The following is a 16,202-nucleotide window of genomic DNA, read 5'->3' on the forward strand; positions in this document are numbered from 1 at the left end:
GCGGGGGCTCCGGCGTGCGGCGGGCTCTGCGGGACGACGGCTTGCCGGGGCTGGCCGGGCGCGTCGCTCTGGTGACCGGGGCCAGTGGCGGCGTGGGGGCCGGGATCGCGTGGCGGTTCGCGCAGGCCGGGGCGGCGGTCGTGGTGCATTACCGGCGGGGGGAGGCGCGGGCCCGGGAGTTGGTCGAGCGGATCCGGGACGGGGGCGGGGAGGCGGTCGCCCTGGCGGCGGATCTCACCCGGGAGGAGGAGTGCGAGCGCCTCGTGGAAGCCGCGTACGCCTGGAAGGGGCGGCTGGACGCGCTCGTCAACAACGCGGGGATTCAGCCTGTGCGGAGCCTCGCCGAGATGACGGCCGCGGACTGGCGGGAGCTGGCCGAGGCGAACGTGACCAGTGCGTTCTGCTGCACGCAGGCCGCGGCTAGGCGTATGGCTCGGCGGGAGGGGGACGGGGGCGGGAGCGGGCGCGGAGACGGGGGCGGGGACGGGATCGGGCGCGGGAGCGGCCACGGGGACGGGAGCGGGACCGGCTACGGGGGCGGGGGCGGGCGCGGGAGCGGGCACGGGGACGGGGACGGGCGCGGGAGCGGACACGGAGACGGGGACGGGGGCGGGAGCGGCCACGGGCACGGAGACGGGGACGGGGGCGGGAGCGGCCACGGGCACGGAGACGGGGACGGGGGCGGGCGCGGGAGCGGGAGCGGGCACAGAGACGAGGACGGGGGCACGGGTTGGGGCGGGGGAGGGGGCGGTTCGATTACGCAGATCGCGTCCATCGAGGGGTCGCGCCCTGGCCCCGGCCACGCCCACTACAGCGCGTCGAAAGCGGCCCTGATGATGTTCGCCCGCTCGGCCGCGCTGGAGTACGGGGCGTGGGGCATCCGCGTCAACAGCGTCTCCCCCGGCCTCATCGACCGGCCCGGCCTCGCCGAGGAGTGGCCGGAGGGCGTGGAGCGGTGGGGAAGGGCGGCGCCGCTCGGCCGGCTCGGACGCCCTGAGGACGTCGGCAGCGCCTGCGTGTTCCTCGCGTCGGACGCGGCGTCGTGGATTACGGGGGTCGACCTGGTGGTTGATGGCGGGGTGGGAGTGGCCCCCGTGTGGTAGCCCGGGTCCGCTCGGTGAACCGGGGTTGCCCGGCCGTTTTGGCCGCCGGATGGCCGCCGGACGGCCGCCCGCCCAGGCGGCGCCGGGGTGATACGTGCCCGGGCCCGGGGCGGGGGCCGCGTCAGTGGTTCAGGTAGGCCAGGACCGCAAGGACCCGGCGGTTGTCCGTGTCCGAGGGGGGCAGCCCGAGCTTGGGGAAGATGTTGCCGATGTGCTTGGCGACCGCCTTCTCCGAGATGAACAGCGCCTCCGCGATCCCCGCGTTCGAACGGCCCTGCGCCAGACACTCCAGGACCTCCCGCTCGCGGCCCGTGAGCGCCGCCATCGCGGTGTCGCGGGCCTTGCGGACCAGGAGCTGGGAGATCACCTCGGGGTCCATGGCCGTACCGCCCCGGGCGACCCGTTCGATCGTCCCGATGAACTGCGCGCCGTTGGAGACCCGGTCCTTCAGTACGTAGCCGACCCCCTCGGAGCCGGTGGCCAGCAACTCATGGGCGTACAACGGTTCCACATACTGGGAGAGCAGCAGTACCGGCAGGCCCGGCACGCGGCCGCGTGCCTCCACGGCCGCGCGCAGGCCCTCGTCGCTGAAGCCCGGCGGGAGCCGGACATCGACGATCGCGACGTCCGGCCGCAGGTCCATGAGCGCGGCGAGCAGCTCGGGGCCGTTGTCGACGGCCGCGGCGACCTCGTGCCCGAAGGCGGTGAGGAGGCGGGCGAGGCCGTCCCTCAGCAGGAAGTGGTCTTCGGCGAGGACAACGCGCACGGCACCTCCAGCGTCACCGTCGTCGGGCCGCCGAGTGGACTGCTCACGGTGAGCACGCCGTCGAAGGTGGCCAGCCGCTGTTCTATGCCGCGCAGGCCGGTTCCCCGGGTGGCATCGGCGCCGCCGCGGCCGTCGTCGGTGACCTTGATGCGGAGTGTGCCGGGGGTGGGACCCGTCCGGGTGGCCGTATCCGTGCCCGTGCCCCTATCCGTGCCCGTATCGATATCCGGCTCGTAGTCAGGTCGGGCCGGCTCGTGGCTGATGTCGATCCGGGCCCGCCCGGCCCCCGAGTGCTTCGCGGCGTTGGTCATCAGCTCCGAGACGGCGAAGTACGCGGCCGACTCCACCGGTGGCTCGGGGCGCGCGGGCAGGTCGGCCCGGACCTCGGTCCTGAGCGGGCTGATCAGCGCCAGGGAGCGTACGGCGTCGGCGAGGCCGCGGTCCGCGAGGACCGGCGGGTGGATCCCGCGGACCAGGTCGCGCAGTTCCTGAAGTGCCTTCGTGGAGTTCTCGCGGGCCTCGGCGAGGAGGGCGCGCACGGCCTCGGGGTTCGATTCGAGCAGGTGCTCGGCGGCATCGAGCGTCATGCCCATCGCCACCAGGCGGGCCTGGGCGCCGTCGTGCAGATCGCGTTCGATGCGGCGGATCTCGGCCATCTGCGTGTCGACGGCTGCCGTACGGGTCGTGGTGAGGTGGTCGATGCGGTGTGCCATCTCGGCCATCTCCGCGCGCAGTTCGTCCTCGCTGGGGGCGAGCATCGCCCGCAGGTAGCGCTCGTGGAGGCTTACGGCCCTGGGCGCGGCCCAGCGGAACGCGAGCGGGAACTGAAGGGCGCCGAGCACCCCCGCGAGGGCGGCCGTCGGCCAGTTCTGGACCGGGACGAACAGGTACCAGATGCTGTCCCACTCCTGGGAGAGCCGCACCCCGAACACCGCGGTGAGCAGCCCCCACACCCCGCTGAGGACGAGCGCGAGCGGGGCGAAGGCGATCAGTCCGCCGACGTACGGGTGGAGGTTCGCCCACCGCCAGTCCCGCCACACCTGCCCCTCCCTGCTCGCCAACTGGGCGCGCAGGGCGGCGCCCTGGTCCGCCGACGGCAGCTCGGGGTACGGGGCCGGGAAGTCCCGGCCCGACCACTCCTCGGCCAGCTGCCGCTGCCGGTCGGCCAGTTTCCGTACGCTCTTCACGGCTCTCGGGAGCAGTTTGGCGCGTAGGCCGCTCATGAAGAAGAGGTGGGCGTGGGTGGTCCAGAGCGAGACCCAGAGCGCCCGGAGGGACAGGCCCCACAGGAGCAGGGAGCGTGTGAAGGCGCCGGGGTGTGCGGGACTTCGCGTCGGGTGCGGCTTCTTCGGCCCCGGTGGGCGTGGTTGTGGTTGTGGCTGTGGCTGTGGGTCCGTGGTGGTGGGCATGGTGATCCCCCTGTGTTCCCCGTGAGGCCTGTTCGCCTTGTTCCGTATGTCTCTGATCTGCGGGTTCGTGCGGCCGTGGGGTTCATTATGGGGCGGTCACCGGGCAGAAGTCGGTGGAGAAAACTCCCCTCTTCGCCGGGCTTCGCAGAGGGCGCGGGGGTCAGGCGCGGGGCGCGGTGACGCGGGCCAGCCAGGCGTGGACCGCCGCGTTGAACTCGGCGGGCCGTTCCAGGTTCGGCAGGTGCGCGGCAGACTCGACGACGTTCAGTACGGAGTCGGGTAGCGCGGCGTGCATGGCCTCGGCGTCGGCGACCGGGGTGTAGGTGTCGTCGCGGCCCACGACCACGAGGGCCGGAACGGCGACCCGCGTCAACAGGGCCCGGTAGTCGGGGCGTTCGGCCCGGCCGCGCAGGGCGGCGGCCGCTCCCTCGGGCGGGGCGGCGAGCATCATCCGGTGGACGTACGCGGAGGCTTCCTCGTTGTACGACGCCACCATCTTGTCCCGCACCTCGTCCGCGTAGCCCTTCATGCCCTCGGCGAGCAGCCGGTCCGCGAGCGAGTTGCGGGCGGCCTTGCCCTCCGGGGTCTCGGCGGCGGGGAAGGTGTCCGCGAGGAGGAGGCCCGTGACGCGCTCCGGGAACAGGCGGTAGCACTCCATCGCGATCTGGCCGCCCATGGAGAGGCCGCCGAGTGCGAACTCCCTTACGCCCAGGTGGTCCAGGAGCGCGGCGAGGTCCTCGGCGAAGGTGGCGAAGTCCGTGGTGCCAGGGACGACGGTCGACGCGCCGTAGCCGCGGAGGTCGGGGGTGATGACGCGGTGGGTCGCGGCGAAGGCCTCGCGTTGCGGGGTCCACATGGAGCGGTCGAAGGGGTGGCCGTGGAGGAGTACGAGGGTGGGGTGGGGGTCGGTGTGCGGTTCGGCCTCGCCTGTGTCGTCGTAACCGATGGTGACGCCGTTGAGCTGTGCGGTTGCCATGGAAGGAGGCTAGGTCGGGTCAACTGCCCGGTGCAATAAGCTCTTTGCTCTCGGTGCAATCGGGGGAGCGCGGGTGGAGAGCGGCGGTGTGGGAGGCGGGTCATGGCGGGGCGGAGTGATTACCGGCGGGTGGCCGACGAGGTGGCCCGGGAGATCGAGAGCGGGGCGCTGCGGGGCGGGGAGCGGTTGCCGACGCAGCGTGCCTTCGCCCGGCGGCGGGGGATCGCCAACTCCACGGCCATCCGGGTCTACGGAGAGCTGACGCGGCGGGGTCTGGTCGTCGGCGAGGTGGGGCGCGGCACGTTCGTCCGGGCGGCGGCGCCGCATCCGGGCGGGGCGGCGTTGACGGAGAGGGTGGAGCCGGAGCCGGAGGGGCGGGCGGAGTCCCCCGTCGACGCGAATCCCCCCGTCAACCTGGAGTTGAACTACCCCGTGGTGGAAGGCCAGTCGGCGCTGATGGCGAGCGCCCTCGCGCAACTCTCCCGGCCGGACGTGCTGCTGGAGGCCACCCGAGCCGCCGCCCCGGACGGCACCCCCGAGGCGCGAGAGGCCGCCGTCTCGGTACTCGCCCGCGGCGGCTGGCGCCCGGAGCCGGGGCAGGTGCTCTTCGCCGGGAACAGTCGGCAGGCCATCGCCGCCGCGCTCTCCTCACTCGTCCGCCCAGGTGGCCGCGTCGGCGTCGAGGAGGTCACGTATCCCCTGGTGAGAGCCATCGCCGAACAGCTCGGCCTGCGGCTCGTGCCGATCGCCATGGACGAGCAGGGCATGCTCCCCGACGCGCTCGCCGACGCCCACCGTGGTGCGCCCCTCGCCGCCGTCTACGTACAGCCGACTCTCCACAACCCGCTGTCGATCACGATGGGGGAGGCGCGGCGGCTCGAACTGGCCGCTACAGTAAGGGATTTGGGGTGTCACGTCGTCGAGGACGGTACGTGGGGGTTCCTCGCGGAGGACGCGCCCGCGCCGTTCGCCGCGCTGCTGCCCGAGCGCGTCATCCTCGTCGACAGCCTCTCCAAACGGCTCGCCCCCGGCCTCACCCTCGGCATGCTCGCCGCGCCACCCGCCCACCTCGACGCCCTCGCGCGCAGTCTGCGCTCCGGGGCGTGGACCGCGGGGGCCTTCGGGTTGGCGGCGGCCGTGCGGTGGGTCGGGGACGGGACCGTGGAGACCTTGGTCGCCGCCAAGCGGGCCGACGCGGGTGTGCGGCACGAGATCGTGCGGGCGGTGCGGGGGCGGCTCGCCGCGGCGGGGGTGAAGGGACGTATCCGCACGGACCCCCGCTCCTACTACTGCTGGTGGGAGCTGCCCCCGCCGTGGCGCGCCGAGACCTTCGTCGCGGCGGCGGCCGCGCGCGGCATCGCGGTCACGCCGGGGCCCGCGTTCGCCGTCGGTGGCCACCGCGCGGCGGACGCGGTGCGGATCGGGCTCGCGTCGCCGCCCACGGACGTACTCGCGGCGGCGCTGGACACGCTTGCCGCGCTCGTCACGGAGGGGCCGCGGCCCTAGCCCGGCCGGGGCTGGGGGCCTCCGGCCGGTGCAGGGGCGGGTTCCGGTTCACGAGTGCCGATTCACGAGTGCCGATTCACGGGCGCCGGGTCAGGGGCGCCGGGTCACGGGTTCCGCTTCACGGGCGTCGGAGGACCGCGATGTCGAACTCCAGTGCCACCTTCGGGCTGATCAGGGCCGTGGTCGCGGCGTTCCAGTTCACGCCCCAGTCGCCCCGGTTGACCGTGACTCCGCCTTTGAAGCCGAGACGGAAGGCGCCTCTGCCGTCATCCAGGCCGTCACCCATGCCGTCGGCCATCGGGACGCCCTGTGGGTCGCCCTGCGGGGCGGGTGCGTGGCCGTGCAACTCCACGTCCAGCACCAGCGGTTGGGTCGCTCCCCGGATGGTCAGGTTCCCGGTGACCTTGAAACGCGCCCCGTCGTCCCGCGCGATCGCGACCGAGCTGAACGCGATGACCGGATGGCTTTCCACGTCCAGGAACCTGCCCCGCAACAGCTTGTCGCGCCGCTGGTCGCCGGTCCGGATGCTGTGCGCCCGGACCGTGAGCCGTATGCCGGACTTCGACGGGTGGCCGCCGTCCAGGTGCGCCCCGCCCTCGAACTCGTCGAACTGCCCGCGCACCCTGCCGCCCACCGTGTGCCGGGCCACGAAGCCGATCCGGGTGTGGGCGGTGTCGATGACGTAGTCGCCCGTCAGTTCGTCGAGCGGGGGCGTCGGGGTCATGCGAACTGGCCGGGCTGGTAGCCGCCCGCGGGCTGCTGGGTGATGACGTTCAGCCGGTTGAAGGCGTTGATGAGGGCGATGAGTGACACCAGTGCGGCGAGCTGGTCCTCGTCGTAGTGCTTGGCGGCGTCCGCCCAGGCCTCGTCGGTGACACCGCCGGCCGCGTCGGCGATGCGGGTGCCCTGTTCCGCCAGCTCCAGGGCGGCGCGCTCGGCGGGGGTGTAGACGGTGGCCTCGCGCCAGGACGCGACCAGGTTGAGGCGGACCGAGGTCTCCCCGGCGTGCGCGGCGTCCTTGGTGTGCATGTCCACGCAGAAGCCGCAGCCGTTTATCTGGCTGGCGCGGAGGAGCACCAGTTCCCGGGTCGTGGCGGACAGCGACGACTCCGCGATCGCCTGCCCCGCTGAGGCGAGCTGCTTCACGGCCTTCGTCGCGACCGGGTTGGTGTGGATGTTCAGACGGGCGTCCATGGGGTCTCCCTAGTGGATGGGGTGCGGCTGCGCGGTGGCGCGGTGGTCCTTCGCCGCGGTCGAGTGCGTTCCAGGAGTACGACGAGACAGCTCGGCGGAATGTGAGGTGGTCCGCCCGCCGCCTGCCTTCCGCCCCGCCCGCGTCACATTTCGGGGGGCTGTCCCGTCGTACTGGTGAGCCAGCGAGCCAGTGAGTCCGCGCGTGAGTGAGTGCGTGCGGGCGCGGCCAGCCAAGGGAGCAGCTACACGATGAGGATCGAGTCCGAGCCGACCGAGCCGACCGAGCCGGCTGAGGCGTCTGGGCCGACCGACCCGGCCCTGAGCGCGGTCACGAGTGAGCGGCGTCAGCTGATCAATCTCGCGTACCGGCTCCTCGGCTCCCTCGCGGACGCCGAAGACGTCGTGCAGGAGACGTACGCCCGTTGGTACGCCATGTCCCCGGAGCAGCGGGAGGCGATCGATTCCCCCGGCGGCTGGCTGACGAGGGTCGCCAGTCGCGTCTGCCTCGACCTGCTGCGCTCGGCGCGGGCGCGGCGGGAGAGTTACGTGGGGGAGTGGATTCCGGAGCCGGTGCCCGATCACACGGAGTGGGTCGGCGGGCGCGGGGGCGGTGCGACGGCCGATCCGGCCGACCGGGTGACGCTCGACGAGTCGGTCAACATGGCGTTCCTCGTCGTGCTGGAGTCGATGACTCCGGCCGAGCGCGTCGCGTTCATCCTGCACGACGTCTTCCGTTACTCCTTCGCCGAAGTGGCCGAGGTCGTCGGCCGGACGCCGGGGGCCTGCCGGCAGCTGGCGTCGTCGGCGCGGCGCCGCGTCCGCGCGTCGCACGCCGCCGAGGGTCCGACCCCGGCGGCTCGGCGCGTACGCCTCGTGAGGGACTTCAAGCGGGCGTGGGAGGCGAAGGACATCGACGCGCTCGTCGGGCTCCTCGACCCCGACGCCATGGGGCTCTCCGATGGCGGAGGCCTGGTCAGCGCGGCGCCGCCCACGGGTGGCAGTGAGCGGATCGCGCGCTTCCTCGTCGCCCTCTCCGGCGCGGCGGCGGACCTGGTGCTCCTGGAGCGGACGGTCAACGGCCAGCCCGGGCTCGTGGTCCAGCAGGGCGGCGCCACCAGGGCGGTGATGGCGTTCGACTTCGCGGGCGATCGGATCAAGGGCTTCTGGGCGGTACGGAATCCCGAGAAGCTGCAGGCTTGGGGGGTGTGCTGAGGCGGGCCGGCCGGCCGGGGCGGGGCGGGCGGCGTGTGGCGAGCGGGGCGGGCGGCGAGCGGGGCGTGTGGCGGGCCGGGCCGCGGGCAGGACAAGAGCCCCGGTCGGTCACCTCTGCCGACCGAGGCTCTCTCTCTGCCCCCGGACCCGACCGCGGCGGCGACACTCCCCCGAGCTACGCGCATTGCGCGAGTACCGGCGGGGCCAGGTCCGATGCAGTGATCACATCAGGCCCCGCCAACAGATCGCTAACATATGGCCAACGGTCGGCCGATAAGCGACGGTCGGCACGGGGAGACGGCGTGAGTGAGCGGGGCGAACTGCGGTCCGGGCGCGGGCGTGGGCACGGGGGGTGCGGGGCGGGGGCCGGGCTGCGGTTCGGGTTGCTCGGGGCGCCTGTTCTGTACGACGCCACGGGCGAGCCGCGTCTCGTGCGCAGCGCGAAGGGGCGCGCGCTGCTGGCCGCGCTCCTCCTGGAGCCGGACAGGGTCGTCTCGCTCGACGCCCTCAAGGACGCGCTGTGGGGAGACTTCCCGCCTGCCTCGGCGCGGGCCTCGCTCCAGAACCACGTGACACGGCTGCGGCGCCTGCTCGACGACCCGGAGCGGCTGCACGCGGAACCGCCGGGGTATCGGCTGCGGGTCGCCGAGGGCGAGTTGGACGTCTGCGTCTTCGAACACCAGGTGGCGCGGGCACGGGCCGCGCACGCCGGGCGGGACTGGGCGCGGGTCGTCGACCACGCGTCGGACGCGCTCGCGCTGTGGCGCGGGAGGCCTCTCAGCGGCCTCCCGGAACCGCTGACGGACCACTTCGTCGTGCCGCGTCTGGAGGAGGCGCGGCTGCTCGCTCTCGAATGGCGGTACGACGCCGAACTGGCACTCGGCACCGACCTCGCCGGGCTCACGCCCGAACTGGCGGCGCTGGTCGCCGAGCACCCTCTCCGCGAGGCCTTCCACCGACAGTTGATGCTCGCCCTGCACCGCACGGGCCGCCGGGCGGAGGCCCTGGCCACCCACCGCGAGCTGCGCCGCAGACTGGTGGAGGAACTGGGCGTGGAGCCGGGGGCGGCGGTACGGGAAGCGCATCAGGAGGTGCTGCGGGGCATGGGGGAGGCTGGGGCCGCCGGGCGGAACGGGGGTGCGGGGACGGCGGGGGCGAGTGAAGTCGGCGGGCGACCTCGGGGCGTGGAGGCGAGTGAAGTCGGCGGGCCCCTCGCGTGCTTCGAGGAGAGCCTGCGTATTCACGGCGAGTACGAGGACTGGCACGGCGAGTCCCAGGCCCGCCTCGGTCTGGTCCGTGCCCTGCGCGGCCTGACCCGTCCCGAGGGCGCGCCCCGTGAGTACGCCACCCGTGAGTACGCCACTCTCCTCGACCGCGCCGCACACCCCGGTGATGCCCCTGCGGCGGCGGGCCTGCCCCGCCACGGCACGGACAGCAAGGCGGCCGAGGGGCGGAGGGTCCTGCTTCCTGCGCGGGCCGACTGAGATCGGCGGCGCCTGAAGCGGGCTCCCTTGAGGCGGGGCTCACTTCGCGTCGGCGTAGCACTCCACGACCGCCGTCGTGAACGGGAACCGCACCGGCGTCTCCCCGAAGGCGATCCGCCCCGCGAGGTCCCCCGCCTCACGCACCGCGAGCGCGACGGCCTCCGCCTCCTCGGCGGGGCAGTGCACGATGACCTCGTCATGCTGGAAGAAGACCAGCTCGGCCCGCATCCCGCCCTCGGCGATCGCCCGGCGCAGGGCCGCCAGCATCAGCAGCGCCCAGTCCGCCGCGCTGCCCTGCACCACGAAGTTGCGGGTGAACCGGCCGCGGGCCCGGGCGTTGGTCGAGGCGTACCCGGGAGTGAACTCCCCCTCGGGAGTAGGGAGTCCGTCCGCGAGGAGCGGCGCCTCCTGAGGGATGCCCGCCTCGTCGTCCTCACCGGCCCCGGCCGCCGGCGGGCTCGTCCGCCCCAGCCAGGTCCGTACGAGCCGCCCCTCCTCGCCCGCCTTCGCCGCCTCGTCGACGTACGCCACGGCCAGGGGGAAGCGGCGCCGCAGCGCCGCCAGATTCTTCAGGCCGTCGCCCGACGTCTGCCCGTACACCGCGCCGAGCAGCGCGAGCTTCGCGTGCTCGCGATCGCCCGAGAACGCGCGGTCCGACAGCCGCGTGTACAGATCCTCCTCGCTGCCCGCCACCTCCATCAGGCCCCGGTCCCGGGAGATCGCGGCCAGCACCCTCGGCTCCATCTGATCGGCGTCGGCCACGACGAGCCGCCACCCCGGATCGGCGACCACGGCCCTGCGGATCACCTTCGGGATCTGCAGCGCCCCGCCCCCGTTCGTCGTCCAGCGGCCGCTGACCGAACCGCCGGGCGTGTACTCGGGCCGGAAGCGGCCGTCGCGCACCCAGTCCTGGAGCCAGCTCCAGCCGTGCGCGGTCCAGATGCGGTACAGCTTCTTGTACTCGATGAGGGGCCGCACCGCCGGATGGTCGATCCCCTCGATCTCCCAGCGCCGCGTCGACTTCACCCTGATGCCGGCCTGCGCGAACGCCTTCACCACGTCGGCGGCCAGGTCCGGGCGCACGCGGCGGCCGAACGCGGCGGACACCTCGTCCGCCAGCTCGGCGAGGCGGCGGGGCTCACCACCGCCCGCGTACCGCTCGCCGAGCAGTTCGGTCAGCAGCTCGCGGTGTACGTCGGCGCGCCAGGGCACGCCCGAGGCGTTCATCTCCGCGGCCACCAGCATGCCCGCCGACTCGGACGCGGTGAGCAGGCGCATGCGGCCGGGGTGGGCGGCGGCGTCGTGTCTGCGCTGCTGCTGCGCGTACACCTCGACGAGTTCTTGCAGGGTGACGGGGGTGCCGCCGGGGCGGGGCTCGAAGAGGGAGTCCTGGGAGCCGGGCTCGGCGGCGCGGGGAGGGGGATCGGGGGGTACGGGGGCGTTGCGGAGGCGGGCGAGCGCGGCGGCCGCGGAGCGGGGCTCGCCGAGTCGTCCCTCGTGGCCGAGGAGGAGCAGCTCGGCGGCCTCGATGTCGTAACACCGCTCTACGCGGGCGCCGGCGGCGAGCAGGCGGGGATACAGGGCGGGGGTGGACCGCCACACCCACCTCGCGACGTCCCTTCGCTTCCGCACGGCCTCGGCGAGGTCGGCCTCGCGGACGACGGGTCCCGCGGGCAGCCCGTCGTCCCCGAGGGGGACCAGCTCAGCGCCTCCGCCCTCGGCTGCGGCGATGGCCCAGCGGTCGGTCATGGGGGGAGTGTGGCATTGGGGACTGACATCGGGCGGGGCCGCGGTTTCTGGCGGGGCGCCTTGGGCGGGGTTTCGCCTTGGCTCCTGCCTGCTCGCCATGCCTTCCGGGTGTGCCGTTCCCTTGCGTTGTGGGGGAGTTCCCCCACTCACCCGCCCTCGCCAGGGAGGATCAACTGTCTCCGCCCTCGTCGATCAGGCGGCGGACCTCGCGGTCGACAAGACCGAGGCGGGCCTCGGCGACCAGCGGTACGGCCCTCCGCTGCCGTCGCGCCTCGTGGACGTCGATGTCGACCGTCACCAGCGCCGCCTCCCACTTCGGCGCCTGCGCCACCACCGTTCCGCGAGGGTCGACGACGCGCGAGCCGCCCCAGAAGGAGGCCCCGTTCTCGTTGCCGACCCGGTTCACGAAGACGACCCAGCACTGCAGCATGCGGGCGGTGTAGGAGAGCAGCGTGTCCCAGTAGAGGCCCGTGTCCATGGCCTCGGGGTCCAGGCTGGCCGCGCTGTTCGTCGGTACGACGATGACCTCGGCGCCATCTTGCACGGCGAGCCACGGCAGGACCGGCTGCCAGGCGTCGTTGCACACGAGCGTGGCGGCCCGGCCGTGGCCGCCGGGCAGGTCGTACGCGCGCAGGTGCTGGCCGGGGCTGACGTGCTTGCGCTCCTCCCAGGCGAGGTAGTTGGGGAGGTACAACTTGCGGTGCGCGTGAAGGAGTTGGCCCTTCGTGTAGTACGCGGCGGTGTTGTAGGCCCGCAGGCTGGTGTGCTCGTGGAGGCCGACCAGGACGTCCGGGCCGCCGGGCGCGGCGAGGGCGAGGAGCCGGGGGTCGTCGGTGGTGATGGAGGTATCCCGTGCGAGGCCGCCGAGGTGGTAGCCGTGCAGGCTCAGTTCGGGGAAGACGACGAGGTCGGCGCCCTGGGTCGCGGCCTGGTCCACCTGGTCCCGCGCGCTCTCCAGGTTCTCCCCGACCTCACCCAGGGCGCAGTCGGTCTGAGCCAGCGCCACTCGCATGCCCCGAGCCTTTCAGCGCCGTCCGCCCCGCGCACGTCGGGAACGCCCGTAAGGGGCGCCGCCCGAAGCCCGGGCCCGCGCGCGGCCGTGGTGGGGTGCCTCGCCGTCGGGGCGCCCCTGTCCCGCCGCTCCGCGGCGGATGCTTCCCCACCCACCCACCCACCCGTCTCGCCACACCGGGCGACGTGCCGTAGGGGCGGGGGCGGGTGGGGAACTCCCTCGCGGGAACGCGGGCGGGACGGGGGTACCGGCCGGGCGGGTGGGTGGGGAACTCCCCCACAATGCAGGGGAACGGCACGTCCGGAAGGCCACCCCCACCAGCCCGCAGCCGCGCACGCGCCGGAGGGGACGTGGGGGTATGTGCGAGCGCAGCACAGTGGACCCCAATAGCCGAGCAATAACCAGCAGGCCCCCGCACCAAGATGGCGAGCACGCACATACCCCCGCGGCCCCGCCCCACCCACGAAGCCAAGGCGCAGTCCCCGCTCAAGGCGCCCCCGCCAGCCAAAGCCCCCCGAGGTTGACCGCCGTCACCGCGAGGCCAAGCAGCGTGCCCGCTGTCATCGCCACCAGCGCCTCCCCGGCCACCACCACCCGCACCTGACCCCGCGTCGCCCCCGCCATCCGCAGCGAGCGCAGCTCGGCCCCCCGCACCGACGTGGCCATCAGCAGGGTGCTCGCGAGGGAGATGCCCGTATAGACGACGGAGATACCGAGCAGCATCAGGAGCCCGAGCCGCGTCTGGGCCTTGGTCCGGGGATGCGTCGCGGCCAGCCACTCCTCGGCGGACCGGACCTCGCCCCCGCTCGCCGCGGCCAGCGCGGCAGCGGCCCCGTCCGGATCGGCCCCCGCCTCCAACCGCACATCGACCCGATCCACAGGAACAGGAACAGAAGCACGCGCACGCGCACGCCCAGGCGCGGGCGCAACCGCAGGCACCCCCGCATTCGCCGAAGTAACGTACGCCCCATTGTCCCCGCTCCCACGAGCCAGCACCGCGACGATCCGCAGCCGTGCGGGCCTTCCGTCGCCCAGCCAGACGTCGACGTATGCGCCGACCCGCCGCTTCTCCCACTCCTCGTTGACGACGATCGACCGGTCGTCCAGGTCGCGTACGTCACCCGCGACGACCGGCAGCCGGGACGTCGCCGCCAGCGCGGCCGGGTCGCGCACCGCGCGGGCCTCGGAGCGGATGAGCGCGCTGCCCTCCTCGCGTACGAAGACGGCGGTGGACGCGGAGGCGGAGACGGCGGCGGCTCCCGGGATGTCCCGTTCGGAAGGGGGCTTCAAGTCCAGGCCAGTTACCACGAGTTGAGATGCCGTGCGTTCCCGCGCCTCCGCCGACTTCGCTTCGCTCACGGCCTGCGCCGAACCCAGCAGGCTGCCCGCGAGGGCGACCGTCACCAGGACGGGGGCCGTGATGGCGGCGGTGCGGCGGACGGAGGCGGTGGAGTTCTCGCGGACGAGGAGGCCGATGGCGCCCGGCAACCGGAAGGCGCGGACGACGGGCCGTACGAGCAGGGGCGCGAGTGCGGCAGCCGCGGTGATCAGGATCATCGGCTGGACCGTGTACGTCTTGCGCTTCATGAGGGAGGACGGGTCCGTGGCCAGGGTCCAGCCGAGCAGCCCGAGCCCGTACGCCAACAGGGCCGTACCCACGATCCGTCTGCTCCACGGCATGACGTCACTGTCCACGGACGCGTCGCGCGACGCCTCCGCCGGGGTGACGCGCCCGGCCCGCCGAGACGCGGTCCAGGCTCCGGCGAAGGCGACGAACAGGCCGGTCCAGAAGGCGAGTTGGAGCGGCCAGGTGAGCCATGACGCGAACAGCGCCGAGACCCTCGGCGCCTCCCGGGTTCCCCCGACCCCCGGGACCACGAACCAGCGCGGCGCGATCCCGGCCTCCACCAGCGCCTCCCCGAGCAGCGGCCCGCCCCACGCTCCGACCACGCACCCCACGACCGACGCCGCGACGCCCACCGCGAGCGCCTCGCCGAGCACCTGCCCGCGCACCTGTCCGGGCGTCGCACCCGCCATCCGCAGCAGCCCGAACTCCCGCCGTCGCAACGCCACGACGAAGGCGAACGTCGACGCCGTGACGAACACCGATACGAAGGCGGCCACCCCGCCCGCCGTGCCGAGGAAGGAGTTGACGGCCACCAGCGCCTCGGCGTCGCGTGCCGCGTCGGGGTCGGCCTGGCGGCGGTCGTCGCCGGTGAGGACGCGGGCCCGCCCGTCGACCACCTCGCGCACGTCCCGCGCCCGGGCGTCGACGCCGACCGCGTCCCGCTTGTCACCGTCCAGCCGCACGGGGCCGAGCCGGCGAAGCTCGCGTATGAGTTCGATATCCACAGGGTGTGGATGAGCGAGCGGCTTCGATACGTACGTGGTCTCCGGGCCTCGTTCGACCGGTACCGTCAGCCGGTCCTGCCCGAGTACGACCACCGGCGAACCGGCGAACCGCACGGGCGGCCGTTCCGGCGCCGCGAGGCTCGCGTCGAGACCGAGGCCCATCGCCGCGGTGAGGCCGACGCCGAGGGCGACGGACACGAAGGCGCCGAGGAGGCTGGTCCATCGCGTACGCAGTGAGGCGATGTAGATCATCGCCCGCTCTCCTCTTCCGTGTCGATGAGGTCGGCGGGGGGGCGCCAGGGTCGGGTGGCTGCCATGGGCGCCACCGGCGGGGTGGGCGTCACCGGCGGAGCAGGTGTCATTGGCGGCGTGGGCGGAGGTCGTCCCAGCGGCGTTTGTGCCGCTTGCGGCGCTCTCCAGCAGCGCCATCCGCTCCGCCACCGCGCCGGCGGCCGGTGCGCGCAGTTCGCTCGTGATCCGGCCGTCGACGAGGAAGACCACGCGGTCCGCGTACGAGGCGGCCACCGGGTCGTGCGTGACCATCACGGTCGTCTGCCCTTCCTGGTCGACCAGGCCCCGCAGCAGTTCCAGCACCTGGCGGCTCGTGCCGGTGTCGAGCGCGCCGGTCGGCTCGTCGCCGAAGAGGACGGCGGGGCGGGTGACCAGTGCCCGTGCGAGGGCGACCCGTTGCTGCTGGCCGCCCGACAGCTCACCGGGCCGATGTCCGGCCCGGTCGGCGAGGCCCACCCGTGCGAGGGCGTCACGGATCTCCGTACGGGGAGGGCGGTGGCCCGCGAGGCGCAGCGGGAGCGCGATGTTCTGGGCGGCGGTCAGGGAGGGGAGGAGGTTGAAGGCCTGGAAGACGAAGCCGATCCGCTTCCTGCGCAGGAGGGTGAGCCGGCGCTCGCTCAGCCCCGTCAGTTCGGTTCCGCCGACCTCGACGGTCCCCGAGGTCGGCCTGTCCAGCCCTGCGGCGCACTGCAGAAGCGTCGACTTCCCGGAGCCCGATGGCCCCATCACCGCGACGAAGGTCCCGGCGCGGACCTCCAGGTCGACGCCGTCGAGGGCGGTGAGGGGGCCGTGCCGACGGCGGAGGGCGGTCAGGCGTACGGCGGTCGTATTCATGCCCTCAACCCAATCGCCGGGGGCGGCGTCGAGCACGACCACTGGGTGGTGTCCCGGGGTATGCCCAGCCCTACCCCTCACCGGCGCCGCGCTCCTCCCCCTGCGCCGCAGGATGGGGGGTTCGCCGTCGGGGCGTCCCTGTCCCGCCGCTCCGCGGCGGATGCTTCCCCACCCACCCGTCTCGCGGCACCGGGCGATGTGCCGTAGGGACGGGGGCGGGTGGGTGGGGAACTTCCCCCACTACGCAGGGGGACAGGCACGCCCGGGAGGTCACCCCCACCGGCCCGCAGCCGCCGAACCGGCCGGAGGGGACG

At 73.8% G+C, this 16,202-nt stretch carries 11 protein-coding genes and 2 pseudogenes; 4 read left to right on the forward strand and 9 right to left on the reverse strand.

What is annotated here, in order from left to right:
- Nucleotides 1–14: 14 nt before the first annotated feature.
- The gene (locus tag DMA15_RS37560; protein ID WP_240659874.1) at nt 15–1,103 is read left to right on the forward strand and encodes an SDR family oxidoreductase; all 1,089 of its coding nucleotides are present in this window, start codon (nt 15–17) and stop codon (nt 1,101–1,103) included.
- 121 nt (nt 1,104–1,224) lie between these two features.
- On the opposite strand, the gene DMA15_RS20420 is transcribed toward DMA15_RS37560, so the two are convergent.
- From DMA15_RS20420 to DMA15_RS20430, 3 genes are all read right to left on the reverse strand, one after another.
- The gene (locus tag DMA15_RS20420; protein WP_125514226.1) at nt 1,225–1,869 is read right to left on the reverse strand and encodes a response regulator transcription factor; all 645 of its coding nucleotides are present in this window, start codon (nt 1,867–1,869) and stop codon (nt 1,225–1,227) included.
- Nucleotides 1,833–3,092, reverse strand: a complete 1,260-nt coding sequence (locus DMA15_RS20425) for a histidine kinase (protein ID WP_125514227.1) — start codon at nt 3,090–3,092, stop codon at nt 1,833–1,835. Before DMA15_RS20425 ends, DMA15_RS20420 begins: the two co-directional genes overlap by 37 nt.
- 346 nt (nt 3,093–3,438) lie before the next feature.
- Nucleotides 3,439–4,254: an alpha/beta fold hydrolase gene (locus DMA15_RS20430; protein WP_125514228.1), complete on the reverse strand. Its 816-nt coding sequence runs from the start codon at nt 4,252–4,254 to the stop codon at nt 3,439–3,441.
- Between the two features lie 102 nt (nt 4,255–4,356).
- On the opposite strand from DMA15_RS20430, the gene DMA15_RS20435 reads away from it, so the two are divergent.
- A complete protein-coding gene (locus DMA15_RS20435) occupies nt 4,357–5,760 on the forward strand; it encodes a PLP-dependent aminotransferase family protein (RefSeq protein WP_125514229.1) in 1,404 nt (467 codons plus the stop codon).
- A gap of 118 nt (nt 5,761–5,878) precedes the next feature.
- Here the strand turns inward: DMA15_RS20435 and DMA15_RS20440 are convergent, their stop codons facing one another.
- Both DMA15_RS20440 and DMA15_RS20445 read right to left on the reverse strand, forming a co-directional pair.
- Nucleotides 5,879–6,484 (reverse strand): YceI family protein, encoded by a 606-nt coding sequence (locus tag DMA15_RS20440; RefSeq protein ID WP_125514230.1) that lies wholly within the window; start codon nt 6,482–6,484, stop codon nt 5,879–5,881.
- On the reverse strand, nt 6,481–6,954 hold the full coding sequence (locus DMA15_RS20445; protein ID WP_125514231.1) for a carboxymuconolactone decarboxylase family protein: 474 nt from the start codon (nt 6,952–6,954) through the stop codon (nt 6,481–6,483). The genes DMA15_RS20440 and DMA15_RS20445 overlap by 4 nt, the downstream gene beginning before the upstream one ends.
- Before the next feature lie 249 nt (nt 6,955–7,203).
- On the opposite strand from DMA15_RS20445, the gene sigJ reads away from it, so the two are divergent.
- Together sigJ and DMA15_RS37565 are read left to right on the forward strand one after the other, a co-directional pair.
- Nucleotides 7,204–8,166 (forward strand): RNA polymerase sigma factor SigJ, encoded by a 963-nt coding sequence (gene sigJ / locus DMA15_RS20450; protein WP_125514232.1) that lies wholly within the window; start codon nt 7,204–7,206, stop codon nt 8,164–8,166.
- 401 nt (nt 8,167–8,567) lie between these two features.
- Nucleotides 8,568–9,269, forward strand: a pseudogene (locus tag DMA15_RS37565) (AfsR/SARP family transcriptional regulator); the annotation flags it as partial.
- 420 nt (nt 9,270–9,689) lie between these two features.
- Here the strand turns inward: DMA15_RS37565 and DMA15_RS20460 are convergent.
- The 4 genes and pseudogenes from DMA15_RS20460 to DMA15_RS38135 all read right to left on the reverse strand — a co-directional run.
- The gene (locus DMA15_RS20460; RefSeq protein ID WP_125514234.1) at nt 9,690–11,399 is read right to left on the reverse strand and encodes a bifunctional 3'-5' exonuclease/DNA polymerase; all 1,710 of its coding nucleotides are present in this window, start codon (nt 11,397–11,399) and stop codon (nt 9,690–9,692) included.
- A gap of 169 nt (nt 11,400–11,568) precedes the next feature.
- Nucleotides 11,569–12,411, reverse strand: coding sequence for a nitrilase-related carbon-nitrogen hydrolase (locus tag DMA15_RS20465; RefSeq protein ID WP_125514235.1), 843 nt, complete (start codon nt 12,409–12,411; stop codon nt 11,569–11,571).
- A 486-nt stretch (nt 12,412–12,897) separates the two neighbouring features.
- A complete protein-coding gene (locus tag DMA15_RS20470) occupies nt 12,898–15,192 on the reverse strand; it encodes an ABC transporter permease (protein ID WP_346428948.1) in 2,295 nt (764 codons plus the stop codon).
- Nucleotides 15,175–15,888 (reverse strand): annotated as a pseudogene (locus DMA15_RS38135) (ABC transporter ATP-binding protein); the annotation flags it as partial. The gene DMA15_RS20470 and the pseudogene DMA15_RS38135, both read right to left, overlap by 18 nt.
- Nucleotides 15,889–16,202: the final 314 nt, after the last annotated feature.

This window comes from Streptomyces sp. WAC 01529 (assembly GCF_003945545.1).
Taxonomy (GTDB): domain Bacteria; phylum Actinomycetota; class Actinomycetes; order Streptomycetales; family Streptomycetaceae; genus Streptomyces; species Streptomyces anatolicus.

Excerpts from the sequence above, each read along its gene's own strand:
- DMA15_RS20425 (WP_125514227.1), bottom strand. The coding sequence starts at position 3,092 with ATGAGCGGCCTACGCGCCAAACTGCTCCCGAGAGCCGTGAAGAGCGTA.
- DMA15_RS20430 (WP_125514228.1), bottom strand. The coding sequence starts at position 4,254 with ATGGCAACCGCACAGCTCAACGGCGTCACCATCGGTTACGACGACACA.
- DMA15_RS20435 (WP_125514229.1), top strand. The coding sequence starts at position 4,357 with ATGGCGGGGCGGAGTGATTACCGGCGGGTGGCCGACGAGGTGGCCCGG.
- DMA15_RS20440 (WP_125514230.1), bottom strand. The coding sequence starts at position 6,484 with ATGACCCCGACGCCCCCGCTCGACGAACTGACGGGCGACTACGTCATC.
- DMA15_RS20445 (WP_125514231.1), bottom strand. The coding sequence starts at position 6,954 with ATGGACGCCCGTCTGAACATCCACACCAACCCGGTCGCGACGAAGGCC.
- sigJ (WP_125514232.1), top strand. The coding sequence starts at position 7,204 with ATGAGGATCGAGTCCGAGCCGACCGAGCCGACCGAGCCGGCTGAGGCG.
- DMA15_RS20460 (WP_125514234.1), bottom strand. The coding sequence starts at position 11,399 with ATGACCGACCGCTGGGCCATCGCCGCAGCCGAGGGCGGAGGCGCTGAG.
- DMA15_RS20465 (WP_125514235.1), bottom strand. The coding sequence starts at position 12,411 with ATGCGAGTGGCGCTGGCTCAGACCGACTGCGCCCTGGGTGAGGTCGGG.
- DMA15_RS20470 (WP_346428948.1), bottom strand. The coding sequence starts at position 15,192 with ATGGCGCTGCTGGAGAGCGCCGCAAGCGGCACAAACGCCGCTGGGACG.